General features: G+C 71.9%; 18 protein-coding genes. 7 read left to right on the forward strand and 11 right to left on the reverse strand.

What is annotated here, in order from left to right; all coding sequences use genetic code 11:
• Positions 1–111 precede the first annotated feature (111 nt).
• The 3 genes from OV207_RS15510 (at position 112) to OV207_RS15520 (ending at position 4,454) form a co-directional block, all read left to right on the forward strand.
• Positions 112–1,152 (forward strand): hypothetical protein, encoded by a 1,041-nt coding sequence (locus OV207_RS15510; RefSeq protein ID WP_267555990.1) that lies wholly within the window; start codon positions 112–114, stop codon positions 1,150–1,152.
• A 219-nt stretch (positions 1,153–1,371) separates the two neighbouring features.
• A complete protein-coding gene (locus OV207_RS15515; RefSeq protein WP_193349782.1) occupies positions 1,372–2,220 on the forward strand; it encodes a carboxypeptidase regulatory-like domain-containing protein in 849 nt (282 codons plus the stop codon).
• A gap of 242 nt (positions 2,221–2,462) precedes the next feature.
• Entirely contained in the window at positions 2,463–4,454 is a 1,992-nt protein-coding gene (locus OV207_RS15520; protein WP_267555991.1) for an ATP-binding protein, read from the forward strand.
• Here the strand turns inward: OV207_RS15520 and OV207_RS15525 are convergent, their stop codons facing one another.
• On the reverse strand, positions 4,455–5,504 hold the full coding sequence (locus OV207_RS15525) for a TolB family protein (protein ID WP_267556087.1): 1,050 nt from the start codon (positions 5,502–5,504) through the stop codon (positions 4,455–4,457).
• 76 nt (positions 5,505–5,580) lie between these two features.
• A complete protein-coding gene (locus tag OV207_RS15530) occupies positions 5,581–7,197 on the reverse strand; it encodes an N-acetylmuramoyl-L-alanine amidase (protein WP_267555992.1) in 1,617 nt (538 codons plus the stop codon).
• Positions 7,198–7,630: 433 nt separating this feature from the next.
• Here OV207_RS15530 and OV207_RS15535 point away from each other — a divergent pair, with 433 nt between their 5' ends.
• Together OV207_RS15535 and OV207_RS15540 are read left to right on the forward strand one after the other, a co-directional pair.
• Positions 7,631–8,368: a metallophosphoesterase gene (locus OV207_RS15535; RefSeq protein WP_267555993.1), complete on the forward strand. Its 738-nt coding sequence runs from the start codon at positions 7,631–7,633 to the stop codon at positions 8,366–8,368.
• 204 nt (positions 8,369–8,572) lie between these two features.
• Complete coding sequence (locus tag OV207_RS15540) at positions 8,573–9,154, forward strand: DUF2378 family protein (protein WP_193349787.1); 582 nt, start codon at positions 8,573–8,575, stop codon at positions 9,152–9,154.
• A 48-nt stretch (positions 9,155–9,202) separates the two neighbouring features.
• On the opposite strand, the gene OV207_RS15545 is transcribed toward OV207_RS15540, so the two are convergent.
• Both OV207_RS15545 and OV207_RS15550 read right to left on the reverse strand, forming a co-directional pair.
• Entirely contained in the window at positions 9,203–10,216 is a 1,014-nt protein-coding gene (locus OV207_RS15545) for a hypothetical protein (protein ID WP_193349788.1), read from the reverse strand.
• A gap of 434 nt (positions 10,217–10,650) precedes the next feature.
• The gene (locus tag OV207_RS15550; RefSeq protein WP_193350035.1) at positions 10,651–12,498 is read right to left on the reverse strand and encodes a potassium transporter Kup; all 1,848 of its coding nucleotides are present in this window, start codon (positions 12,496–12,498) and stop codon (positions 10,651–10,653) included.
• Between the two features lie 330 nt (positions 12,499–12,828).
• Here OV207_RS15550 and OV207_RS15555 point away from each other — a divergent pair, with 330 nt between their 5' ends.
• Entirely contained in the window at positions 12,829–15,441 is a 2,613-nt protein-coding gene (locus OV207_RS15555) for a GAF domain-containing protein (RefSeq protein ID WP_193349789.1), read from the forward strand.
• 12 nt (positions 15,442–15,453) lie between these two features.
• Here the strand turns inward: OV207_RS15555 and OV207_RS15560 are convergent, their stop codons facing one another.
• The 6 genes from OV207_RS15560 to OV207_RS15585 form a co-directional block, all read right to left on the reverse strand.
• Positions 15,454–16,485, reverse strand: coding sequence for a hypothetical protein (locus tag OV207_RS15560; protein WP_267555994.1), 1,032 nt, complete (start codon positions 16,483–16,485; stop codon positions 15,454–15,456).
• Positions 16,486–16,504: 19 nt separating this feature from the next.
• Positions 16,505–17,146, reverse strand: coding sequence for a hypothetical protein (locus OV207_RS15565; protein WP_267555995.1), 642 nt, complete (start codon positions 17,144–17,146; stop codon positions 16,505–16,507).
• Positions 17,147–17,156: 10 nt separating this feature from the next.
• Positions 17,157–18,878, reverse strand: a complete 1,722-nt coding sequence (locus tag OV207_RS15570; RefSeq protein WP_267555996.1) for a hypothetical protein — start codon at positions 18,876–18,878, stop codon at positions 17,157–17,159.
• Positions 18,879–18,923: 45 nt separating this feature from the next.
• A complete protein-coding gene (locus OV207_RS15575) occupies positions 18,924–19,394 on the reverse strand; it encodes a hypothetical protein (RefSeq protein ID WP_267555997.1) in 471 nt (156 codons plus the stop codon).
• Between the two features lie 218 nt (positions 19,395–19,612).
• Complete coding sequence (locus OV207_RS15580; RefSeq protein ID WP_267555998.1) at positions 19,613–20,167, reverse strand: hypothetical protein; 555 nt, start codon at positions 20,165–20,167, stop codon at positions 19,613–19,615.
• 110 nt (positions 20,168–20,277) lie between these two features.
• The gene (locus OV207_RS15585; RefSeq protein WP_267555999.1) at positions 20,278–22,302 is read right to left on the reverse strand and encodes an alpha/beta fold hydrolase; all 2,025 of its coding nucleotides are present in this window, start codon (positions 22,300–22,302) and stop codon (positions 20,278–20,280) included.
• A 393-nt stretch (positions 22,303–22,695) separates the two neighbouring features.
• Here OV207_RS15585 and OV207_RS15590 point away from each other — a divergent pair, with 393 nt between their 5' ends.
• A complete protein-coding gene (locus tag OV207_RS15590; protein WP_267556000.1) occupies positions 22,696–24,189 on the forward strand; it encodes a DUF4397 domain-containing protein in 1,494 nt (497 codons plus the stop codon).
• Here OV207_RS15590 and OV207_RS15595 read toward each other — a convergent pair.
• Positions 24,186–24,875: a hypothetical protein gene (locus OV207_RS15595; protein WP_267556001.1), complete on the reverse strand. Its 690-nt coding sequence runs from the start codon at positions 24,873–24,875 to the stop codon at positions 24,186–24,188. The genes OV207_RS15590 and OV207_RS15595 overlap by 4 nt on opposite strands.
• Positions 24,876–24,972 lie beyond the last annotated feature (97 nt).

A 24,972-nucleotide genomic window follows, 5' to 3' on the forward strand; every position in this document is an offset into this window, starting at 1 on the left:
CTGGCAGGCAGGCTCGCGGGATGAATTAAAAGCGCCGCCGGCCGTCATGAGGGCAGAGAGGTTGCGGAGCGGGACGCTTTGGGGGTCCACTTCCGCGCCAGGAGATTCTCCATGAACCGCTTGCTCGCCCTGGTCGTCCCCTTCGCCCTGCTGATGGGGACCGGCTGTATCGTGGACGGCCACTACCACCGCCCCACCCGCGCGGCCTACGTCGCCCCCGTCGTGGAGTACCGGTTCGCCGGGGCGCACCCCATCCCGGATGACTACGGCAGCGGGTGGTGCCCGGAGGACTACAGCCACATCCACGACTACCAGCCGCCGCAGACGTCCTACGTCTACACGGACAACGTCTACTACTACCGGGGCCCGACGCTGGTCTGGTACTGGGACTACCACCCCATCCCGAACGGCGGCTATTGCAGCTTCCACGGGCGCCACTCGCACGACTTCTACCCGCACGGCTCCTGGGGCCACGGGTACTCGTATGACCGCGGCACCCGGGGCTACCGCTGGGACCGGACCCACGCGGCCTCCGCCGGGAACGTCCGCTACAACACCGGCCCGTCGCGTCCCTCGTCCGCGCCCTCACCCGTCCCCTACAACGTGGGTCGCCGCCCGCCTCCGGGTGGCACCGGCACCGGGGCCCGCCCGCCCAGTGGCTCCGGCAATGGCTGGGGCCGCAGCAACGCCGCCCCCGCCGCGAACAACAGCAAGCGTGACAACGACGACAACAAGGGCGGCGGCTGGGGCACCCCGGGCAACAAGAGCCGCGACGACGACAACGACAGCTCCCGCGGCAACAGCGGCAACAGCGGCAACAGCGGCAGCAGCGGCAACAGCGGCAGCAGCGGCAACAGCGGCAACAGCGGTGGCGGCTGGAGCAGCCCCGGCAACAGCAGCGGCAGCAGCGGCAGCAGCGGCAGCAGCGGCGGTGGCCGGAGCAACAGCGGAAGCAGCGGCAGCAGCGGCAGCAGCGGCAGCAGTGGTGGCGGCTGGAGCAGCCCCGGCGGCAGCGGCCGGAGCAGCAGCGGCAACAGCAGCGGCAGCAGCGGCAGCGGCCGGAGCAGCAGCGGAAGCAGCGGCAGCAGCGGTGGTGGCTGGAACACGGGCAAGAGCTCCGGTTCCTCCAACAAGAGCGGGGCGCGCTGGTAGGCGTCCCTCCCCTCGCCATCCCATGCAGGACCCCGGCACCGGGCGCGGCCTTCCGTCATTCGCGGAAGGCAGGCTCCCGGTGCCGACGTGTTTTCAACATCCGGAAGCCTCGCCATCCCAGGCCCCCCTCCCCCGCGTGCACCGGGGCGTCCGCCAGGGGACGGACGGGGCCCGGGAACGGATTGCGATCACACCGGACCGTGCGGATGTTGCGACGCGATGAGACACTTTATTCGGGCGGCGGGTGGTGCCGTGCTCGGGCTGGTGGCACTGGCCTGTGGCGACGGCGGCTTCACACCGGACCCCGGCGTGCGGACCGAGGACGCCGAGGCCGTGGATCTGGAGAACCTTCGCATCCTCGTCAGCGGGCAGGCCGCCGTGTTCCCGGAGGCCGTGGGCCGGGGCGCGCAGACACCCTCCCTGTCCGGGATGACGCTGAGCGTGGAGGAGCCCCTGCGCGTGGCCGTCAGCGACGCGTCCGCCACCTTCGCCACCGGGACGGTGGCCGAGGACGGCACCTTCCGCGTCACCGACGTGCCCGTGCGCGACATCCACCAGGGGCTCGGCGTGGGCCTGGCGCAGGACGGGTTCGTGCGCAGCACCACGCTCGTCTACGACACCGCCTTCACCGGCACCCGCCCGCGAACGGACATCGTCGCCGCGCGGGCGTGGGCCCTGCCCGCCGCCTTCGTGGACCAGCTGGGCGCCGCCGTGGGCGTCCCCCGCCTCATGGGCCACACCGGCACTCCCACGGCCACCCTGGCCACCGCGGGCTTCGTGCTCGGGCGCGTGGTGGACCTGGGCGGCCAGCCCGTGAGCGGCGCGCGCGTGGCGCTCGACCGCGCCGACCTGGCGGACCGGCTCTACTACCCCTCCGAGGACCTCACCTCCGTGAGCCAGACGGGCACCGCGTCCCACGGACTGTTCCTCTATGTGCACTCCGCGAGCGGCGTGGAGTCCTTCAAGGTCTCCGTGGAGGGGCAGGACGCCTACGTCCCGCGCAACGTGGACACCGGCCCCGGCCTGGGCGTGGTGCTCACCGTGTATCCGGGACGCTACGCGCCATAACGGGCCCCTCCCCGGGCACTCCCCGCGACGGGTGTCTGCTGGTGAAACAGGGCCGGGCCACCGCTGCTGGGCGATGTCCGGTCCTTGTCGTATCCTCACCCTGACAAGTCGGATAGCCCTGCCTTCGGCGGACATGGAGCGGCCCTGGCGTCTCATTGCCGGAGCGACCCCCAAGGCGTGATTGTGTACCAAGGTTGCACGCTGGCGTTCCGGGGGGGACGCGGACCATGAGCGGCCGATCCATGCCACGAAGCACGGCGTTGGTCCGTGCCCTTGCGCGCAGCTCCTCGGCCGCGGCCTGCCTGGTGGGCCTGTTGGTCCTGGTGGGCTGGGCACTGGACGTCATGGTCCTCAAGTCCATGGGCGCCGCGCTGCCGGCGATGCGTCCCAGCGCCGCGCTCGGGTTGCTGCTGGCCGGAGGCGCGCTGGGGTTGCGCCTGCGGTGCGACGCGAGCCCCGTCCGCCGCTGGATGGGCACCGGGATGGCATGGGCCACGGCCCTGCTGGGCGCGGCGAGCCTGGTGGATGGCGTCGTCGCCGGCGTCATGGCGAGCGGCGGAGGCCTGGATGCGCTGTTCCTGCGCCTCTTTGGTGAGGACGGCTTCGCGTCGCCCGGCATCAAGCCTTCCCCCCTGACGTCGCTGTGCCTGCTGCTGCTGGGCCCGGCGCTGGCGCTGCTGGACCGGGGCACCCCCCAGCGGCTGTCGTGGTCGGACGCGTTCGTGTCCCTGACGCTGATGGCGGCGCTGCTGGGCCTCAACGGCTTCCTGCTGGGCCCGCTGGTGACGCCCGCCACCGTGCCGTTCTTCCAGGAGCGCAGCATGGGGCTGCACACCACCTGCCTGCTCATCCTGCTGGCGGTGGGCACGCTGTGCGCGCGGCCGGACCTGGGGCTGATGGGGCGGCTCACGCAGGACACGCTGGGCGGCTTCGTGGCGCGGCGGCTGGTGCCGGTGACGCTCATGGGCCCGCCGCTGCTGGGGCTGACGCTGGTGGTGATGCACCTGTCCGGCAGGCTGAGCCATGACGCGAAGTTCCCCCTCTTCTCCACGGTGGTGGCCGCGGGCGGCGCCGCGCTGGTGCTGATGGCGGCGCGCGCGCTGGACCTGCTGGACAACGAACGGCGCAGGGCCACCACCGCGCTGGAGGCCTCCGAGGTGCGCTTCCGCACCCTCCTGGACACCGCGCCGGATCCGATGGTGGTGGTGGACGCCTCCGGGCGGGTGCGCTTCGCCAACGCGGAAGTGGAGCGCGTGTTCGGCTACCGGCGTGAAGCCTTGCTGGACCGGGGCGTGGAGCTGCTGGTGCCCGAGGGCCTGCACGGTCCGTCCACCAGCGCCTCGCCGCGCCCCACCGGGGCCGGGCGGATGGTGTCCGGCCGGCGCCAGGACGGCACCTGCGTGCCCCTGGAGGTGCGGCTCTCCCCGCTGGAGGGCGCCGGGGACGCCACCACCATCGCCATCCTGCGCGACGTCACCGAGCGCCGCGAGCTGGAGAAGCTGCGCGAGGAGTACGTGGGGCTCATCTCCCACGACCTGCGCAACCCCCTGCACACCATCAACCTGCGCGCCCACCTGCTCCAGCGCGCGCTGCACGAGCGCAAGCTGGAGCGCGAGGGCCACATGGCCCAGGCCATCATCCACAACGTGGAGTGGATGAACACGATGATTGAGGAGCTGCTGGAGGGCTCGCGGCTGGAGTCCGGCAGCGTGACCCTGCGCCGCGAGTCGCGCGACCTGGGCCGCTTCCTGGAGGAGGTGCTGGAGCGCGACGTGGCCCCGGACACGCGCGAGCGCTTCCGGCTGCACCTGGCGGAGCCGCTGCCTCCCGTGCCCATGGACGCCGCGCGGCTGGAGCGCGTGGTCACCAACCTGCTGACCAACGCCATCAAGTACAGCCCCAAGGGCACCCCGGTGGACGTGCGCCTGTCCGCCGTGCACGAGCAGGCCGTGGTGTCGGTCAGCAACCTGGGCGCGGGCCTGGCCGCCCGCGACGCGGCGCGCCTGTTCGACAAGTACTACCGCACCGAGGACGGTCGCTCCGCGGACGGCAAGGGGCTGGGCCTGGGGCTCTACATCAGCCGGCTCATCGTGGAGGCCCACGGCGGCCACATCTGGGTGGAGAGCGAACCGGACCGGGGCGCCACCTTCTTCTTCAGCGTGCCGCTGGAGATGGCGAAGGCCTCACGGCCCGAAGCCCCGGAGCCCCAGCCCGCGAGGCAGCGGGCGGGCTGACTAACGCGGCGCGAACCAGGTGGGCAGCCAGTCCGCGCCCTTCGCGGTGGTGAGCCGCGTCTGGCCCGTGCCGTCCGCGCGCATCAGGAACAGGTCGGTGTCGCCGTCGCGCTCGGAGACGAACACCAGCGCCTTGCCGTCCGGGCTCCACGCCGGCATGTCGTCGCGGTGGGTGCCGTCCGTGAGCGCCACCGGGGCGCCGCCCGCCACCTTCGCCACCCAGATGCGGCTCTTGCCGTCCGCATGCCGGGCCACGTACGCCACGCGCTGGCTGTCCGGGCTGAAGACGGCCTCGCGCTCGTCGCCCGCGAAGCCCTCGCCGGACAGCACGCGCAGGTCGGAGCCATCCGGCCGCACCAGGTACATCCGCTCCCGGCGCTCGCGGTCGCTCACGAACAGGAGCCACTGGCCATCCGGGCTCCACCGCGGTGAGCGGTCTTCCTTGTAGAACGTGGTGATGCGGCGCGGCTCGCCCGTGCCATCCGCGCGGTAGACGTAGACCTCCGGGTCTCCCTCCGTGCTGCACACGCACGCCACCTGCGTGCCGTCCGGGGACACCGCGGGCTCGAAGCAGCCCGCCTTCTCGTGCGTCAGCCGCGTGTCCGCCGCGTTCGCCGTGGGCGCCAGGCGGACCACGTCGCTGAAGCCCTGCGCGTCCGACTCCGCCACCAGCCACGTCCCGTCCGGGCCCCAGCTCGCGTTGCGCGCGCGGCTCCGGGGCGGATGCAGCGCCACCGCCGCGCCGCCCTCCAGGGGCTGCACGCGCAGTTGCTGGAACACGTGGCCGTTGGCCTCGCCCGACGCCACCACCAGCAGCCGCTGGCCGTCCGGCGACGGGGGGCCGGGGTACTCGTCCTCGGGCGCGGAGGTGACCTGCGCCTCCTTCCCGTCCGGCGTCACCCGCCAGACGTCCTTCTGTCCCGCCCGCTCGGAGAGGAAGACGATGGTGCCCGGAAGGGCCCGCCGCTCCGCCTCCGACAGGGACTGGGGGCCGGGGGCCGGGGTGGAAGCGCCGCCGCAGCGGCCCTCGCACCCCATGGCACCCAGCAACCCGAGCACGGCGCACCACGTCCGTGCCCGGAGGGGCCCCAAACGCGCCTTCCGTTCAAGGCCCCGTGCCTTCACGTCAGCGCACCCGGATGGCGTCGGCGATGACCACCGAGCCCGCGGCCTGCCAGCGGCTCAGCTGCACCTTGTTCCAGCCGGCGGTGAAGTTGTACGAGCCCAGCGTCACCCACTTGCCGCCGTTGATCTGCTGGTTCGCGGTCGCCGTGCCCAGGTTGGCGCCGGCCGCGTTGAAGGAGATGAACGCCGCGGAGGAGGAGCGGTTCGTGCCCGCCACCCACCAGCCGTCCACCGTGCGCGTCTGCGCGGTGGGCAGGTAGAACCAGAACGTCGCCGGCTCGGAGATGGCCTCCGTGGCCGCGAAGTAGTAGCCGCTGCCGTAGTAGCCGGCGCTGCTGCCCGCGGTCCACGCGCCCGTCAGCTCGAAGCGCGCCTTGGACGCGTCGTTGTTGGCGCTGTTGCTGTCGACGATGATCTCACCGGCCGGCGTCGCGGTGCCGCAGTAGCCGTTGATCTTGTTGATGTACGACGCCCACGGCCAGTTGGGACCCGGGTCCGTGCGCGTCGCCGGCTGCAGGCGGCCGTGCGCCACGATGTGGTAGCTGTCCTTCAGGATGGCGTTGTCGCGCGCGATGTCGCACGACAGCTTGGCGGACGTCTCGATGAGGCCCGACGAGAACGTCCCGCTGGCGAAGCCGCCGTGCTCGATGCCGATGGTGAAGTTGTTGGACGACGCGCCGTTCAGCCAGCACTCCTTGCTGCCGTTGAGGCTGCAGTCGTACGCAGCGCCGATGTGCCAGGCGCGGCTGGACTCACGCACGAGCTGCGTCACCTCGCTGCCGCTCTCGTTCACCACGTAGTGCGCGCTCACGCCGGAGGCGCTGTTGGCGAGCCAGCCCCAGCACCCGGCGTAGCCGCCCTCACAGGTGTGGATGATGATCATCGACGGGTCGCCACCGGCGCCCGCGGGCCGCGCGTTGTAGTTGGGCGACGGACGCCAGATGGACGCGCCGTAGTCCGGACCCGCCGCCATGGCCCGCACCTGCGGGCGGGCGAACTTCGCCTCCACCGTCACGGGCTCCAGGGACGCCGCCACGGAGCCGTCCGTGTTGAGCGCCACCGCGCCCTCATTGATGACCGAGTACACGCCGTGGTGCACGTGCTCCGCCAGCGCTTCCGGGTGGCTGATGCCGCTCAGCCGCGCGGCCACCGGCGCCCACGCGCCCAGGTCCCCGCGCTCCACGTTCGCCTCCGTGGCGAACCGGGAGAGCAGCGCCGCGCCCGCGCGGATGTTCGCCGCCGCGTCCGTGCGCGCCGCGTCCACCGACACGCCGGCCAGCGCCGCGCCCTGCTCCAGGTCCGCGCCGCGCAGGGCCATCAGGCCGAACGCGGGCTGCTGGCCCGGGAACTCCTCCGTGCCGCGCACCATCTGCCAGCGCGTCTCCGTGTAGGAGACCGCCTTGAGCAGCTCCGCCGGGACGTTGAACTCCTGAGCGGCCTGCGCGAACAGCGGATCCAGCTCACGCGGCATCGCGCTGCCACCGGTGTCCGTCGGCTGCGACGGCGTCTCCGTCTCAGCGGGAGCGGGCGCCTCCGTGGGCTGCTGCGCCTGGGGACCACACGCGGACAACACCAGGGCGGCGGCGGCCGCCGCGAACGGATTGCGGAACGTTGACATGAGGGAACTCCAAAGTCGGGGGAGGGACTCCATGGCCCGCCCCCGCATTCCCACGGGAGAGGCCCACGTCCCTTCTACAGCACCATGCGTGCCAGCCCTCCCCAGCCCGTTACCTTCGTCCAGTTTTCTTCCTGAATCGGTACATCCATGCACCACCCGCGCGGATCCCACCGCGCAGTGCTTGACTGCAAACACCCGAAATCATGGAATTGCCTACATCCCTGGACCCAAAGCCCGGAGCCTGGCCGGAGGATGGAGCGTCCTTGTCTCACTGACGTGTTTCAGGACATTCGTGGCGTAACGTTTTGTTACATCGTTTCTTGTATCCGCTGTTATTTCAACCCCTGGCGGACCCGTGGGGCCGGCGTCCCGTCAGGGCGGCGCGCGCGAAGGTCCAACACGGGGGCGGGCCATCCGCTATGACGCCAGCATCATGCGGCTCTTCGGCATCGGCGACACGCACCTGCCCTCCACGCGGCAGAAGGACATGCACCGCTTCGGCTGGACGGACCACCCGCTCCCGCTGCAACGCGCGTGGGATGAGCGGGTGCGGCCGGAGGACGTGGTCATCGTCGCGGGGGACATCTCCTGGGCCACGCGGGCGCACGAGGTGATGGACGACCTGGCGTGGCTGGACGCGCGCCCCGGGCGCAAGGTGCTGGTGCGCGGCAACCACGACTACTGGTGGGGCGACTCCGCGTCCAAGCTGCGCAAGCTGCTGGAGCCCTTCCGCACGCTGGAAGGCTTCCTGCACAACAACGCGGTGGTGATGGGCCCGTGGGTCATCGCCGGCACGCGGCTGTGGACCACGCCGGAAGCGCCGCCCATGCCCGGCGGAGAGATGGGCGACGAGCCGTCCGACGCCGGGTACCTGGAGCGCGAGACGCGGAGGCTGGCCGCGTCGCTGGAGGACGCGCGCAAGAAGGAGCTGGCCAGCCCCACGCCGCTCACGCGCATCGTCGCCGTGCACTTCCCGCCGGTGTACGCCAACGAGCGGTCCACCGCGTTCAGCGCCCCCATTGAAGCCTTCGCCCCCAAGGTCTGCGTCTACGGCCACCTGCACGCGGGCGGCATCACCGCGGGCTTCACCGGCGAGCGGGGCGGCGTGCGCTACGTGCTCGCCTCCTGCGACGCCGCCGGCTTCACCCCCCTGCTGCTCGACGAGCGCTGAGCGCGCCCCGCGCGCCTCCGGGCTGGGCCTCCGAGCTGGGACGGACCCGACCCACCACGTCGGCCGGCCGGCCCTGACACGGGGCGTTGTGCCTGGGCATCCCACCGGGTAGGCAGCCGGCGCGAGTCCTTTGTCGACAGACGGGAGTGTCCCGTTAAGCTGGGGTTCGCTTCCTCACCCCCGGGAAGCAAGGAGTTGGAAGTCATGCCGTCGGACAAGGCCGAGCTCGCCGCAAGGATCGCCATCCTCCAGCCGGGGGATTCCATCCGAGGGCTCATCTTCAAATCCGTGTTCAGCCTGGTGCAGCAGCACGCGGGGGCGAACGGGATGGAGAAGATTCGCGTGGGCGAGTTGGACCACGACTACGCGGAGCTGCGCTCGTATCCGGCGCGGGAGCTGCTCACGCTGCTGTACACCGTGGCGGACCTGCTGGAGGGGCAGCTCGGCTCACCCGAGGCCGTGTTCCAGGCGTGCGGCGAGGTGAGCATCACGCGCTACTCCACCGGGCCGGGGATGCTCATCTTCGGCATCATCTCCCGAGGGGACCCGCAGAAGCTCTTCGCGGGCGCGCAGATGGCGTACAGCGCGGCGGTGTCCTACGGCAACCGCGAGTACCTCACCACGGGGACCAAGTCCGGCACGCTGCGCATGCGCCGGGACATGATGCCGCCCGCGTACCACGTGGGCATCCTCACCGGTTCGCTCAAGGTGCTGGGGCTCACGGGCAACGTCACCGCGAAGCAGCAGGGCCTGGACCGCGTGGACTACGACATCCAGTGGAGCTGAGCGCGGTCCTCCCGCGCCCGTCGCTCCCGTCCCGCGTCGCGCCTGTCCTCAGTCGACGCGGGTGAAGGTCACGTCCAGCTGCGCGACGACGCGCTCGCCCACCGCCGCCCAGCAGGCGAACGTGTGGTCCGCGCCGCGCACCTTCGTGCGGCGGGCGCCGAACACCACCGTCTGCCCCGAGTAGGCCAGGCTGTCCGCGGACAGCTTCACGTCCTTCGCCACGAAGCGGGCGGTGCCGCACTGCTCCAGCGAACGGCCCAGCGTGGTCGCCATGCGCGTCATGCCGCCCGCGACGACGGCCACCGGCATCACCGGGTGCATCGCGAAGTGGCCCTTGCACAGCTCCGGGGTGACGACCAGCGACGAGCACAGGCTGTCGCCCTCGTTCTTCCAGTCCGTCAGCTCCAGCGGCTTGCTGTACGGGTTCTGCCGCAGCTTCGCCCACTCCTCCGGGGTGCGCTGCACGTTGTCCGCGGGCCGGGGCGCGGCGCGCATCTCCAGCTTCGCCTGACCGAACAGGCGGGTGAAGGCGGCGGCGGACAGCACGTTGTAGTCCACCTCCAGCCGGAACAGCGGCGTGCCGTCCGACGCGGAGAGCAGCGTGCGCGCCGTGCAGGTGCGCTTGCCCGTGTACTCCGCCTGCGCCAGGGCCCACAGCAGGTCCGTGGTGCGCTCCTGCGCCTGGGGCGCCAGCCACTGACCGCGCGCGGCGCTCGCCAGGTAGAAGTGCTGCCCGTCCTTGGGCGCCACCAGCGCGGAGGCGCAGGAGCCCAGGATGGCCAGGTGACGGCCCGCCTCGCCCAGGCCAATGGGCATCGCCTGCGCGTCGGGGTCCATCTGCACCGGGACGCGCGCCACCACCTCACCCGGCAGCACCGTCACGTCCTTGAGCGCGAAGTACGGATCACGCACGCAGATGCGCGGGTACAGCTCCTGCGCGCTCAGCACCGTGTACGGCGCCGCCTCCGACAGCGGCATCAGCGGGCGCTCGGCCCACGGCATGACGGACTTCACGGCGGAAACCGAGGAGGACAGGGAGGCGGGGGCGATGGCCTGGAGCATGGAAGGCTGACCTCGTTTCAGACGCCGGGTGTCGGGGGACACCTGGCCGCACAGTAACCAAGTTCTCGTACGCCAGGGCAGGAAGTTTTCTGCCCCGCGAAAAGATTCTCGATTGATTGGCGGAAGTGTTGCTGCCCTACCGTATTTTTTTATCCGAACCGGAATTCACGGACGTCGGCGGGGCAAGATGGAGCAGCCGAGCGTGGACGTAAACCCCTCGATTCGAGCCAATGTCCACATTCAGAGGGTCGTCCCGACCCCAGGGCTGCCCCCGCAATCCCAATGATTCCAGGGGCTTGTAGCGTGGAAGAGGCCTTGTGGGAAGAAATGACGCCGCGTGAAGTCCGGAGAAGATTCTCTTTTCGCCCGGTGAAGTCTTTGTGCGTCAGGTTCCGGGGTGCCGGAACTCCCGGGCCGGGCCCCGGGAGCGGCGGCTATAGCTCCACCTGACTTCCCAGCTCCACCACGCGGTTGGGCGGGATGCGGAAGTAGGCGGTGGCGCTGCGGGCGTTGCGGCTCATCCAGGAGAAGAGGGCCTCGCGCCAGCCGGCCATGGCGCGCTTCTTGGTGGGGATGAGGGTCTCGCGGCCCAGGAAGAAGCTGGTGCCCATGAGCTGGAACTGGAGGCCCTTCTCCCGGCAGCGCTTGAGGACGTCCGGGATGCTGGGGTTCTCCATGAAGCCGTAGCGGGCGACGACGCGCACGAAGCCCTGCTCCAGGGGCTCCACCTCCACGCGCTCCACGCCCGCGACGTGGGGGATCTCCTCCGGGATGATGGTGAGCAGCACCACCTGCTCGTGCAGCACCTTGTTGTGCTTGAGGTTGTGCAGGAGCGCGGGCGGGGTGCCCTCCGGGTTGCCCGTCATGAAGATGGCGGTGCCGGGCACGCGCACCGGCGGGTGGTCCCCGAAGCTGCCCAGCAGGTCCTTGAGGCTGATGCTCGCCGCGCGCAGCTTGGCCGCGAGGATGTCGCGCCCGCGCTTCCACGTCGTCATCAGGGTGAAGACGCAGACGGCCAGCAGCAGCGGGAACCAGCCTCCGTCGGCGATCTTCGTGGCGTTGGCGCCGAAGAAGGCCAGGTCCACCAGCATGAACACGCCCGCGATGGGCAGCGCCACGGCGCGGCGGACACCCCAGCGCTCGCGGGCCACCACGTAGGCCAGCACCGTGGTGATGCACATGGTCGTCGTCACCGCGATGCCGTACGCGGCCGCCAGCCGGCCGGAGGAGCCGAAGCCCAGCACCAGCGCCACCACGCCCACCAGCAGCGCGGTGTTGAGGCCGGGCAGGTAGATCTGCCCCATCTCCTCCGCGGACGTGTGCACGACCTCCATGCGCGGGCAGTAGCCCAGCTGCATCGCCTGCCGGGTGGTGGAGAAGGAGCCGGAGATGAGCGCCTGCGAGGCAATCACCGCGGCGGCCGTGGACAGGGCGACCAGCGGGTACAGGGCCCAGTCCGGGGCCAGCAGGAAGAAGGGGTTCCGGGCGGCCTCCGCGTTGCGCAGGAGCAGCGCGCCCTGCCCCAGGTAGTTGAGCAGCAGCGCCGGCAGCACCAGCATGAACCAGGCGCGCCGGATGGGCCCCGCGCCGAAGTGGCCCATGTCCGCGTAGAGCGCTTCGCCGCCCGTCACCACCAGGATGACGGCGCCCAGCACCAGGAAGCCGTGCACCCCGTTGTCCATGAAGAAGGTCACGCCGTGCGCGGGCGACAGCGACCAGAGCACCGCGGGGTTGTGCACCAGCTCCTTCACGCCCAGCACCGCCAGGACCAGGAACCACACGCACATGAGCGGGCCGAACACGGTGCCGATGCCCGCCGTGCCCTTGCGCTGCACGAGGAACAGGAACGCCAGGATGACGAGCGAGATGGGGATGACGTAGGGCTTGAAGACGGGGGTGGCCACGCTCAGGCCCTCCACCGCGCTCAGCACGGAGATGGCCGGGGTGATGACGCCGTCGCCATAGATGAGGGCCGCGCCGAAGAGGCCCAGGGTGATGAGCACCGGCCGCGCGCGGTGCGACTGCCCCCGGGGCCGCTGCATGGCCAGCGCCATCAGCGCCAGGATGCCGCCCTCGCCCCGGTTGTCCGCGCGCATCACGAACAGCAGGTACTTCACCGACACGACGATGATGAGCGACCAGACGATGAGCGACAGCACGCCCAGCACGTTGGCCGGCGTCGGGGGGACGCCGTGGGTGCCGCTGAAGCACTCGCGCAGCGCGTACAGCGGGCTGGTGCCAATGTCTCCGTAGACGATGCCCACCGCGCCCAGTGCCAGCATCGCGATGCGTTTGGGGGAATCCGGCCCCTCCGAAGAAGGGGCCGTCGAATCCGAGGGTGCGTTCACGGGCCCCGCTTTAGCCGAACGCCGGGCCGCCGCAACCGAAGCCGCGCCACGTCCCCGCTTTCCAATCCCTCCAAGGTGTTCCCATGTGCGCGCCCCACCTCCTGCCCCCCGGGGCGGCGTTCCTGGGAACGAGGCCCGTGCGCGCCACCAACGGTTCCGGGGTTTGGGGTGTCCAGCATCCGTGAAAGCGGGGATGGCGGGACCTGGGACCTCCAGCGTTACGGGTTCAAGCGTGTTTCGATGGAGTGGCAGCGGGGGGATGGCATGACGATGGTGGCGACCAGCAGGCTGGGCGAGGTGCGGCACTTCGGGGCGCATGCTCCGGAGATAGAGGAGCGGCTGGCGCTTCTGGCCGAGGCCTCGCGGGTGTTGGCGGATGCGTCGCTGGAGCCGCCCGCGGTGATGGAGCGGCTGTGCGGGCTGGTGGTGCCCCTGCTGGGGACGGCGTGCGCGCTGCGGCTGTTGTCGGAGGACGGGCTGTGGCTGCGCACGGTGGCGTCGGCGTCGGCGCTGCCGGAGTCGCGGGCGCGCTTCCAGGCGCTCATCTCCCAGCGGATGCGCGCGGACGAGGGCGTGGCGGCGGAGGTGCTGGAGACGGGGGAGGCGCAGGGGGTGGAGGCGGTGCTGGTGCTGCCGCTGAGGGCGCGGGGCCGCGCCATGGGGACGCTGACGGTGTGGCGGGACGCGACGGAGCCCCGGCCCATGGAGCCGCCGGGCGCCTGCGAACCCTTCGAACCCTTCGATCCGGGCGAGCAGCTGTTGTTGCAGGAGCTGGCGGACCGGGCGGCGCTGGCGCTGGACGTGGCGCGGGCGTACGCGGCGGAGCGGCAGGCGCGGCAGGCGGCGGAGGTGGCGGCCGGGAGGCTCGCGCGGCTCCAGCACGTCACCGCCGAGCTGTCGGAGGCGCTCACCGCCGCGCGCGTGGCGGAGGTGGTGCTGGAGCAGGGGCTGGCGGTGGCGGACGCGACGGGCGGGGGCCTGTGGCTGGTGGAGCCGGACACCGCGCGCGTCACCCTGCTGCGCTGCGCGGGCTGCACCCCGGACGCGGAGGAGCGGCTGCGGCGGGCGCCCCTCCCCGGGGAGGCGCCGGCGGCCCACTGCCTGCGGGAGCTGCGGCCGGTGTGGCTGGAGACGGAGGACGCGCTGGAAGGGTCCGCGAAGCCGGCCCCGTCCTCGGCGTGCCTGCCCCTGGTGGCGGACGGCCGCGCGCTGGGGGTGCTGGTGTTCGCGTTCAACGTGCCGCACGGGTTCGACGACGACGAGCGGGCCTTCCTCCAACTGGTGGCGCACCACGCGGCGCAGGCGCTGTCGCGGGCGCGGCTGCTGGAGCAGGAGCAGCGGGCCCGGGCGGCGCTGCGGGAGGCGCACCAGACGCTGGAGGCCATCATCCAGGCGAGCCCCGCGGCCATCATGCTGTTGGATCCGGACGGCACGGTGCGGCTGTGGAATCCGGCCGCGGAGCGGATGCTGGGGTGGACGGCGGAGGAGGTGCTGGGCCGGGTGCTGCCGTCGGTGCCGCCGGAGCACTGGGATGCGTTCCGGCACAGCCTGGAGCGCGCCACGCGGGGCACGGTGCTGGATGGCGCGCCCATGGCGGGGCGCAGGCGGGACGGCAGCGCGGTGCAGTTGGCGGTGTGGACGGGTCGGGTGCACCCGGCGAGCGGGCCGCCGCAGTGCCTGAGCATGATGGTGGACATCACCGAGCGGCAGCGGGGGGAGGCGGCGCAGCGCTTCCTGGCGGAGGCCGGCGGGGTGCTGGCGGGGAGCCTGGAGGAAGAGGAGACGCTGGAGCGCGTGGCGCACCTGGCGGTGCCGGCGTACGCGGAGACGTGCGGCGTGTTCCTGGAGGACGAGTCCGGCGGGGTGCGGTGCGTGGCCACGGCGGGCGGGGGCGAGCCCGGCGAGGTGCCGCCGCCGGGGCTGGCGGTGGTGACGCGGGTCATCCAGTCCGGGAGGCCGGAGACGCGCTCCGGGCTGTCGGACGCGGACCCGACGAGCGCGCGCGCGGGCGGCACGTTCGCGTACCTGTGCGTGCCGCTGCGGGTGCGGGGGCACACGCTGGGGGCGCTGACGTTCGTCACGTCCAAGCGGGCGTACGACGCGCAGGACCAGTCGCTGGCGCAGGAGCTGGCGCGGCGGGCGGCGCTGGCGCTGGACAACGCGAGCCTCCACCGGGACGCGCGGCAGGCCATCCGCCTGCGCGAGGAGTTCCTCTCCATCGCGAGCCATGAGCTGAAGACGCCCATCAGCGCGCTCCAGCTCCAGGTGCAGAGCCTGATGGCGGGGCTGGCGCGGGCGGGCACGCAGTTCGACCCGGAGCGCCTGCGGCGGGGCCTGGAGCGGGTGGACCGGCAGGTGAAGCGGCAGACGCTGCTGGTGAACGACCTGCTGGACGTGTCGCGCCTGAGCGCGGGCAAGCTGGAGCTGGTGCTGGAGCCGCTGGAGCTGGGCACGCTGGTGCGGGAGGTGGCGGAGCGCTTCGAGCCGGAGTTCACGCGCTCGGGCACGCCGCTGGAGCTGACCCTGGCGCCGGAGGCGCGAGGCCAGTGGGACCGGCTGCGGTTGGATCAAGTGCTCACGAACCTGATGTCCAATGCGCTGAAGTACGGCCGGGGCAACCCGGTGCGCGTGGAGCTGGAGGTGGAGGCGGGCACGGCGCGGCTGCGGGTGAAGGACGGCGGCATCGGCATCGCGCGGGAGCACCTGCCGCGGCTGTTCCACCGCTTCGAGCGCGCGGTGTCCGAGCGCAACTACGGCGGCTTCGGGCTGGGGCTGTGGATCGCCCGGCAGATCGTCGAGGCGATGGGCGGCCACATCGAGGTGGACAGCGTCCTGGGCGAGGGCTCCACGTTCCGCGTGGAGCTGCCGCGCGGGTGAGCCCCAGGGGCCTCAGTCGTCGAGGAGCGAAGGGAGGCCCTCGGCGATGAGGCCGCAGCCGCGCTGGGGGGACCGGGGGTGGAGGACGTGACAGCGCTGGGGGGCGGCGCAGTCACTGTCCCGGGTGCAGGGCTGGACGCAGTAGCCGCTGGTCAGGTCGCAGGTGAGGCCCCGGGTGCAGGGAGCCTGGTTCGTGCAGAGCTCGCGACACTCGAAGGCCTGGGTTTCGAGGCTGGGCTCCAGGAAGCCGCGCAGACAGTCCTCGTTCGCGGCGCAGGGCGCGTCGTCCATGCAGGCCTGGCCCACGAAGGGGCGGCAGATGGGCACGTCGCCCGGGAAGTCCGTCTCACAGCGCTGGCCGGCGGCGCAGGGGCGGTCGCGGCAACTGGGGACGCAGGCGCCGCGCACGCGGAAGCGGTTGGGGGCGCACTCGGTGCCGGCGGCGCAGGCGTCCGGGGTGTGCACGTCGCAGGGCGGGCCGCAGTGCTCGTGGACGCAGAGGAGCCCCGGCGCGCAGGTGTCCTCCGGCGTCGAGGAGAACCCCGGGCACCGCGCTCCGGCGCCCAGCGTGCCCGGGCGGGTGCAGCGGCCAAGGCTCCGCCCGGACGCGGAAGGATCCACGGGGTGGCAGGTCTCCGCCGCCGTGCAGTCCGATGCGTCGTCGCAGTAGCGGCTCAGGGGGAGGCATTCGCGGAAGCCGAAGTCCGGACGGTGCGCGCAGACCTCGCCCTCGGGGCACGCGGCGTCCGCGTCGCAGAGGTCCCGGCAGGCGAGCGAGGCCTGAGCGTCGGCCTGGCAGTTGGGGGGGACGTTCGAGAGCTGGATGCCATTGCTCAGGACGACGGCGCCGGGTGGCAGGGCTTCGGGGGCAGCGGAGCCGTCGTCGGGGGCGTCGCGGTTTCCGAGGTCCAGTTGGACGGGCCGCCGGGACAGGTCGGCCTGGGCGGTGAGGTCCGGCCCCGGCCACGCGAGCCAGGTCGCCGTGCCCACCGTGAACACGCCCGCGAGCAGGACGATGAGGAGGCAGAGCCTGCGCGGGTTCACCGGGTGCCCCGGGGGTTCATCATCCTGGGCCCGCCGCGAGCACCTGCCGCATCCATCGCTGGCTCTCCTCGTCCTGTGTCACGAGCCCATCGAAGCGCCCCGCGCGCATCAGGTCCACGAGCGGGCGGTCCTCCGCGACACGTTCGGGCGCGAAGCGCGGAAAGTCCAGGTCGTTCCAGGGGTCCGGGCCGAGGCGTCTTCCGCCAGCGAAGTGCTCGATGCTTCGCGCGTAGGCTTCAAAGAAGCGGTCGAGATTCGATGCGACGGGCAGGACTTCCTTGTCGAGGTGGTCATCGATGAAGACCACGGGTTGCAGTCCCCGTGCATCCGCGAGCCCGGGCACGAGCGCGAACCGATAGGCCAGACTCGGAACACGACCAAACACGAGGCACGACGGGAACGGGGCGTCTCCTCGCTCCCGGAGCATCCCATTGGTGGCCACAAGCCCGTACTCGCCTTCAAACCCGTGCAGTGCGACTTCCGCCAGCCTCGCATCGCCCACCCGCTTGAGGACGGCCGCAAGCAGGGGATCCACGGGCTGTCCCGGAAACAGCTCCCGGGACGTCCAGTCCTCCACCACGGGAAGGCCCTCTCGCAGCGGCAGCCCGTATTCGCGGCACAGCGCCATCAGTCGTTCGAGGCCCTTGAGGGATGACTCCATCCGAGCTCCTTCACCGCTCCAGCAACGTCTTCACCGCACGGAGCGCATTCTGCTCCGAGGCCGCGAGCCTCGAAGCGGATTCCGTTGGCACATGGACGCGATGGAACCATGAACCGTAGTGCTGATCGATCAGTCGGGAGATTTCTTCCACCTGCTTGCTGTTCAACCGCCGGGCCTCGGGGCCCACGGACTCCCAGATCCGGTTGATGCTCCTGTGGACCGTCCGTTCGACGGCGGCCAGGTTCGTGCCCTGGTTGATGTCCATGCGCGGAAACAAGCGCGCATACTCCAAGGGGATGCGGTGGTGGATTTCGTAGTTCTCCATCCGCAGCGGCCCCAGCTCCTTCGCCAGCCGGGGGTTCAGCGTTTCGAAGTACTCACGACGTGCCCATTGCCGCAGACGCTTCTTCGCCTGTCGGTCAAGCGGCGCATGGAGTGAGTCCTCCAGCAGGGAGAGGATGCGCTGGAGCTCGGCCCTCTCCGCCACACCCAGCGCGGCCACCCCTTCCGCCTCCGCCTTCATCCAGAGGCGCTGAAGGGCCTCGCGCTCCCCGGGCGGCGTGCGGATCAGCACCGTGCGGAACCACTGCGCCGCCTTCGCTCCACCCCTGCCCACCACCGCCACCACCGTGGGCGCCACGGACTCGAACATCCCGAGCGTCCCCCTCGCGATGAAGCCCCCCACGTACCAGTACGCGAGCTGTTCGAACGACCACGCCCCCGCGAGCCGTGCGCTGTCCCCCACCTCCTGCCGCCAGTGGCGCAGGATGTCCTCGTGCATCGCGCGGTACTCCTTCGCGATGTCCTCCATCGCCTCGGGTGGCTCCGGGGGCTCGAGCGTCTTCGCCGCCACCACCCGCCAGGTCGCCCCGGCTTCGCCGCGCGCGTGCTGCCCCTCCAGCTCCACCTCGACCGTGCGGCGTCCCACCGCGTTCCCAAAGGGCAGCAACGCCTGGACCAGCGGCATGCGCGGATCCCCCTTCACGCGGACACGCCTTCGCCCTGCGCCCTCCTGCAGCTCGAAGCGCCCGGGTTCACTCTCCCGGAGCAGCCGCACGCCGTCGAAGTGCACCCTCGCCTGCTGACGCACCCTCCCCTCCCAGGGGACCTCCGGGACGGGAAGCAGTTGTCCGGCCACCTTCAAGGCATCGGACAGCATGGGTTCGGTGGTGCCAGGCAACGACTCCGGGACCGTCCGCGCCTGCTCCGCGACCCGCCCGGGCACCACCTGCAGGTCGACGCGCCATCGCTCCAGGTCCCGCGCCAGGGTGAAGCGCAGGCGTCGGTTCTTCACCCCCGTCAGCGTGGACAGGCTCCGCGCCAGTTCCTGGGAGAACCCCTTCCAGTCCACGGGCGTGCCGGGCCCGCGTCCCACCACCGTGCGACGGAAGGACAACAGCGTCAGCGCGCCTCCGTGCGCCTGGTAGTCGAAGGTCCACGTCTCGCCTGGGACGCCCTGCGCCCCCACGACCGCCCACAGCTCGCGCACCACCCGGTCCGCTTCGGCCTGCCGGGCATGCTCCCCTCCCACGGAACCGGCGCGCTCCAACGCGCCCTCCGACGTGAAGCCCAGCCCCGCGCGTTCGGCCGGGGGGTCATCCCCTGACGCCAGCCCCTCCAGGGACGCCCCACCCTCGTCCAGGTCGAAGACGCCATCGCTCGCGCACGCCGACAGCCCCAGCCCCCCCAACAGCCCCAGCACCGGCAGCATCCGGTACCACGACTTCGCCATCCTCCCTCCAGGGAGCCGCATCGCGCCCCGAACCTACCCGGGAAGCTACAGCGCCAGGAGCAACAGGGCCGCCTGCTCCTCGGGCGAGGCCGCGAAGAACGCCCCCGGCAACGAGATCTCCGTGGGTGGCGTCAGCGCGCGGTCACAGCTGCGCCGGCCCTCGTAGGTGCGGCCCGGCTCCGTCGCCTTCAGCCGGTACGTGCAATCGCTCACGTACATCGTCAACTCCTGCGGCGACAGCGTCAGCGTGACGGGGCGGCTCCGGAAGCCCCCCTTCGCCTTCAGCACGTCGCCCTCCTTCGTCACGTCCAGGTTCACCACGGAAGCGCCGATGTTGCCCTTCACCTGCTGCGCTCCCAGCTTCAAGCTCACGGGAGCATCCGCCACCCGTCCCCGCAGCTGCCCTGGCAGCCGGGACACCTGGAACGCAGGGCCCGTCACGTTGTCCTGGGTCATCAGCAGGTTGAACTGGAACTGCGAGATGCGGAAGGACAGCGCGCTTGCCGGGGCCGCCACGGCGGCCCCTCCAAGTCCCGTGAGCAGCGCCAGGACTCCCAGAACCCGATGCAATGACTGGCTGTAGCGCTTCATGAACCCTGTCCTCCCGGCCCCCCCAGGGGCCCCGTGTCACCTGCTTCGACACGGTGTAACGCTCCCGGTGGAGGACATATCGGTCGGACCCGCGTGAATCGCGCGGCGGACGCGCCTCCACGCGCCCGAACCCGCGCGGAGCCCTACAGCGCCAGGAGCAGCAGGGACGCCTGCTCCTCCGGCGAGGCCGCGAGGAACATGTCCGGCAGCGACACGACCGAGGGAGGCCGCAGGGAGGCATCACAGCTGCGCCGACCCTCGTAGGTCCGGCCCGGCTCCGTCGCCTTCAAGCGGTAGGTGCAGTCGCGCACGTAGACCGTCAGCTCCTGCGGCGACAGCTTCAGCGTGACGGGGCGGCCCCAGAAGCCGCCCTTCGCGTTCAGCACGTCGCCTTCCTTCTTCACGTCCAGGTTCACCGGAGAGCTGCCGAGGGTCCCCTTCACCTGCCCATCCTTCAGCCGCAACGCCACCGTCACGTCCCCCACCCGGCCACGCAGCTCCCCTGGCAGGCGGGACAACTGGAACGCGAGCCCCGTGACATCCCCTTCCCTCATCAGCAGGTCGTACCCGGCCATCGGGAGGCGCACGGAGATCGCCTCCCGCGGTTCCGCCGCGACCGCCCCTCCGAGCCCCGCGAGCCCCGCGAGCACGCCCAGGCCCAGCACTCCCCGACGCAACGACCCAGCCCCGCGCTTCATGGACGATGTCCTCCCAGGCCCTCCCGGGCCCACGTGGTCATGAATCCACAATGTGTAACGCCCCCGGCGCGGCCACACCCGCCGCGCCGGAATTCGCTGCGCGCCGAGGGCTACATGCCTCCCGCCCCGCCCCCCTGCCCGGTCGCCGGGCGCAGCAGGTGCTTCTCCAGGAACATCAGCGCCGTCGTCTGGGCCAGGTCCCGGTTGGCCTTCTTCTGGAACCCGTGGCCCTCGTCCGTGGCCAGCAGGTACCAGACGTCCGAGCCCTTCCCTGCCACCGCCTGGACGATCTGCTCCGCCTCCGACTGCGGCACGCGCGGGTCGTTCGCGCCCTGCTGCACGAAGAGCGCCGCCTGGATGCGCTTCACCGACCCCAGCGGCGAGATGCGCTCCTGCACCTGGAGCACCGCCGGGTCGCGCTCGTCGCCGTACTCCGCGCGCCGCAGGTCCCGCCGGTACGCCTGCGTGTTGCGCAGGAACGACGGCAGCGAGGAGATGCCCACCACGTCCACCGCCGCCTTGATGCGCTCCGGGAAGAACGCCGCCGTGGCCAGCGTCAGGTAGCCGCCGTAGGACCCGCCGTAGACGCCCACCCGCGACGCATCCAGCTCCGGCCGCGACGCGATGAAGTCCAGCGTGGCCCCGATGTCCGCCAGGCTCTGCTCCCGCTTCACGCCGTCATCCATGGCCCGGTAGGCCTTGCCGTACCCCTCCGAGCCCCGCACGTTGGGCAACAGCACCGCCAGCCCCAGCTCCGCCGCCATCAGCTGCGTCTGCGAGCTGAAGCCCGGCACGCTCTGCCCCTCCGGCCCGCCGTGGAACACCACCACCACGGGCACCTTCCCCTTCGCGTTCTTCGGCCGGTACAGGAACGCCGGCACCTTCACGCCGTCCGTGGACGGGTAGCGCACCAGCTCCGGCTCCACGAACGTCTCCGGGTCCAGCCCGCCCACCTCCGAGCGCGTCCAGCGCGTCGTCTTCTTCGTGCCCAGGTCCACGGTGAAGACGTCCAGCGGCACCCGCGCCGACGTCAGCGAGAACGCCACCCGGTCGGACCGCTTCGCGGGGAAGCGCAGCTCGCCCATCACGCCCTTCGGCGTCTCCACCGGGGACAGCGCCTGCGTGCGCGTGTCCAGCAGGTACAGCCGGCCATAGCCCTCTTCGTTGACGCCCATCGCCAGCTTCCGCCCGTCCGCGGACAGCTCCAGGCGCTCCACGTTCCAGCGCACCGACTTCGTCAGCGACACGGGCGCGGCGGGGAGCGCGCCCGTGAGCGGCAGCCGGTACAGCTCCGCGAAGTCGCTGTAGCGGTCCGTCGCCACGTACACGCCCTGCCCGTCGTGCGTGAAGAGCGCGGCCCGCACGCTGCCCTTGCCCTCCTTGGGCGTGAGCTGCGTGCGCGCGTTCGTCTTCAGGTCCACCACGCTCAGGTCCGCGTCGTCCGCCGCGCGGTACTGCCGCACCAGCAGCTTCGAGCCGTCGCGCGAGAAGTCCACCGGCCCCCAGCTCCCCTCCGCCTCCGTCACCCGCTTCGCCTGACGGGGATCCGCCGTGGGCGCCACGTACACGTCGGTGTCCTTGCCGTTGCGCCCCGTGCCCGCGTACGCGAGCCAGCGCCCGTCCCGCGACACCAGCAGCTCCTGGTGCCGGCTCTTGCCGTCCGTCAGCAGCTCCGAACGTCCCGTGCCCCGGTCCAGCTTGAACACCTGGAAGAACTCTCCGCCGCCCGTGTCCTGCAGGTAGAACACCACCCGAGGGTTGCCCGGCATGAAGCGTGCCCGGTTGATGGGCTCCTTCGTGAAGGTGAGCTGCGTGCGTGCGCCCAGCGGCATCTCCACCAGGTGCAGCTGGCTGACGTCCGCGAAGCGCGTGGAGATGAGCACCTGCTGCCCGTCGTCGCTCACGTCCAGCAGCTGCGCGGAGCGGGACTCCAGGTACTGCTGGACGCGCTGGGCCAGCGCGGGCGGCACCGCCGGCACGCCGCTCGCCCACAGGTTGGGCCGGCCGGGCAGGGGCGCGATGCCGGCGACGGCGGACGGCGCCTTCGTGGAAGCAGGCGCGGGCGGGGGCTTCGTCGGCGCGGGCGTCTGCGCCGTGAGCAGGGTCACGAGGAGCGGAAGGGACGCGAAGGTCATGGTGCCGCCGACCCTACCAGCGCCGTCGCGTTCCCCGACATCGACGCGTGACGTTCCCACCGCGCGTCCCGGGCCGCGTCGCGCCTCCCCTGCCACGCAGTGAACACGGCGTGGCGCCATGCGGCGACCGGGCAGGCGTGGCGATCCCACTTCCGGGCCAGCGCCGAGCCGCCTCCAGGCCAACTTCCGAGCCCGCGGCCCGGCACCGCGCCGGGGCGTCCGGCGTGAAGTCCCCTGATGCCCACGGGTTGCGACGTGCGCCGGTGCACAACGTCGGGCGCCGACAGTCCCTGCCTCCGGGGGGTAGCCCCCGTGTGGGAGGGGTCCCACCCTAACCTTCGTCGATATCGGTGTCGTGTCGCGTCCGCGGCCCGCCGAGGAGGGGACTTCGACATGGCCTGGATGCGGGGAAAGACACTGCTCGTCGTCGCGCTCACGTCGCTGGGCCTGCTCGCGCCCGCGTGCGGAGGCGGCGCGGCGGAGGACCCCGACTCGCAGCCCGTCCAGGACGGGCCGGTCATCGTCCCGCCCACCACCGCGCAGCTCCGCATCGTTCAGGCCGCGCCGGGCGCGCCCGCGATGGACCTCTACGTCGCCGGTGACGCCACGCCCCTGGCCCGCGCCGTGGCCTATGGCACCACCACGCCCTATCTCACGCGCGAGCCCGCGGACGTGACGGTGGAGCTGCGGCCCACGGGCGCGGCTCCGGATTCGCAGCCCGTGGCCTCCACGCAGGTGCGCCTGGAGGCCGGGACGCGCTGGACGGTGGTGGCCGCTGGCCAGCTCCAGGCCTCGGACTCCGAAGCGGCGCTGCGCACGGTGCTCTTGCGCGACAACCCCGTGCCCGCGGACCAGGGCCAGTCCCGCGTGCGCATCGTCCACGCGGGCTCCGACGTGCGGGACGTGGGCGTCGACCTGGGCCAGGACGGCTCGGTGGAGGTGGCGTCCCTGTCGCGCTTCCAGAACTCCGGAGACGAAGCGCTGGTGGTGCCCTCCGGCGCCGCGCTCCAGGTGGGGCTCCTCACCGGCGGCACGGACCGGGTGCTGACGTCCTTCACCGTGCCCGCGCTCGGCTCGGGCACCGACACGCTGCTCGTCCTCACCGGCCTCTGGGCCGAACCCGCGCGCGCGGGCGACAGCTTCTCGCTGCTCACCGCCGGCCGCGACGGCACCCTGGCCATCCTCCGGCAGAACCCCACGCTGTACGTGCTGAACGCGTCCCCGGACGCGCCGCCGCTGGACCTCTTCGCCAGCGACCGCGAGCTGACCCACGCCCTGCCCCAGGGCGCGCTGTCCCGCCCGCTCCAGGTGCCGCCGGGAACCTACGCGCTCGACTTCTTCGCCAGCACCCCGGGCACCACCCGCCCGTCGGTCGCGCCGGTGGCGTCGGCCACCACGCCCGTGCTCGTCCCGGGCGAGCGCTACCTGATGGTCGCCTCGGGCTACCTCACGCCGACCATGCCTTCCGCGCACGCGTTCACGCTGCTGTCCCTCACGGAGCGCTTCGCGAACGACCCCACCAACCTGCGCCTGCGCTGGGTGCACGCTGCGTCGGACACGCCCACCGTGGACGTGGGCCCGCTGGGCTCGGAGCGCCGCGTGCTGGCCGACGCCCCCTTCCTCGGCGTGCCCTTCGCCAGCGCCACCGCGCCGGATGGCCTGCCCCTGCCGTCCGGCGGCACCGTGACGCTGGGCGTGGTGCCCTCCGACGATGCCAACCGGGCGCCGCGCGCGACCTTCAACGTCACGCCCCGGCCGGACACGCGCGTCTTCGCCGTCGCCACCGACCTGCCGGGCGCCACGCCAGGAGCCTGGGACCTCCAGCTGCTGCTCGTGGACACTTCCCGCACGCCGTGGACCGTGAGCGCGCAGCCTCGCGAGCCCTAGAAGGCCCAGCCCAGGTTGACGAGGACGCGCTGGGTGAAGATCCAGGTCGTCTGATGGGCCCTCTCGACGGGAGTCTCCCCCCCGCCCGACAGCAGCCCGGCCGTGTCGTAGGACAGGGCTTCACGCCGCGCGCCCAGCCCCACGCCGGCCTGCACGGTGAAGCCGGACTCCAGCACCACGCTGTAGCCCACCAGCGCCAGTCCCCCCAGGGACCAGACCTCCGACTCCCGTGCGAAGAGCGAGAAGCCTCCGCCCGGAGGGAGGTCCCCCACCTGGTCGGTGTCATCCCCCCCGTAGCTCAGCTCCAGGCGCGGTGACACCCAGACGCCCTGGGGCGCGGGGCCCGTCAGGTAGAAGCGCACCGCCGGCGCCAGTCCCAACCGGTACCGCGTGCTGTCCTGCCCTTCGTACCCGGTGGGCGGAGGATCATCCAGCCGCTGCCGGCCGTGCTCGAAGGACCCGAACACGCCCAGGCTCACGGAGACGTGCTCCCCCACCACGCGCTCCCCCTCGATGGCCAGTTGGGGATACATCCCCTCCAGCGGCAGCGACAGCGACACCACGTTGCGCCGCGCCACGGGGAACGACCCCGTCGTGATGCCCTCCTGCGCGAACACCGGCGTCGACACCAACGACAGCAACAGCCCCCACGTCCGCATCGCCACCATGTGCAGAATCCCCTTCATGAAGCCGGCCCCTCGCGAGGCCCTATCGCAAGGCATGTGCCATCCCCTCCCCGGGGCAGGCAACCGTCAAGACGTCCCGCGCCGTGACATCGGGTCC

The organism is Corallococcus sp. BB11-1 (genome assembly GCF_026626625.1).
GTDB classification, from domain to species: Bacteria; Myxococcota; Myxococcia; order Myxococcales; family Myxococcaceae; genus Corallococcus; species Corallococcus soli.

Coding starts and splice junctions, on each gene's coding strand:
- OV207_RS15510 (WP_267555990.1), top strand. CDS start 112: ATGAACCGCTTGCTCGCCCTGGTCGTCCCCTTCGCCCTGCTGATGGGG.
- OV207_RS15515 (WP_193349782.1), top strand. CDS start 1,372: ATGAGACACTTTATTCGGGCGGCGGGTGGTGCCGTGCTCGGGCTGGTG.
- OV207_RS15520 (WP_267555991.1), top strand. CDS start 2,463: ATGCCACGAAGCACGGCGTTGGTCCGTGCCCTTGCGCGCAGCTCCTCG.
- OV207_RS15530 (WP_267555992.1), bottom strand. CDS start 7,197: ATGTCAACGTTCCGCAATCCGTTCGCGGCGGCCGCCGCCGCCCTGGTG.
- OV207_RS15535 (WP_267555993.1), top strand. CDS start 7,631: ATGCGGCTCTTCGGCATCGGCGACACGCACCTGCCCTCCACGCGGCAG.
- OV207_RS15540 (WP_193349787.1), top strand. CDS start 8,573: ATGCCGTCGGACAAGGCCGAGCTCGCCGCAAGGATCGCCATCCTCCAG.
- OV207_RS15545 (WP_193349788.1), bottom strand. CDS start 10,216: ATGCTCCAGGCCATCGCCCCCGCCTCCCTGTCCTCCTCGGTTTCCGCC.
- OV207_RS15550 (WP_193350035.1), bottom strand. CDS start 12,498: ATGCTGGCACTGGGCGCGGTGGGCATCGTCTACGGAGACATTGGCACC.
- OV207_RS15555 (WP_193349789.1), top strand. CDS start 12,829: ATGACGATGGTGGCGACCAGCAGGCTGGGCGAGGTGCGGCACTTCGGG.
- OV207_RS15565 (WP_267555995.1), bottom strand. CDS start 17,146: ATGGAGTCATCCCTCAAGGGCCTCGAACGACTGATGGCGCTGTGCCGC.
- OV207_RS15570 (WP_267555996.1), bottom strand. CDS start 18,878: ATGGCGAAGTCGTGGTACCGGATGCTGCCGGTGCTGGGGCTGTTGGGG.
- OV207_RS15580 (WP_267555998.1), bottom strand. CDS start 20,167: ATGAAGCGCGGGGCTGGGTCGTTGCGTCGGGGAGTGCTGGGCCTGGGC.
- OV207_RS15585 (WP_267555999.1), bottom strand. CDS start 22,302: ATGACCTTCGCGTCCCTTCCGCTCCTCGTGACCCTGCTCACGGCGCAG.
- OV207_RS15590 (WP_267556000.1), top strand. CDS start 22,696: ATGGCCTGGATGCGGGGAAAGACACTGCTCGTCGTCGCGCTCACGTCG.
- OV207_RS15595 (WP_267556001.1), bottom strand. CDS start 24,875: ATGAAGGGGATTCTGCACATGGTGGCGATGCGGACGTGGGGGCTGTTG.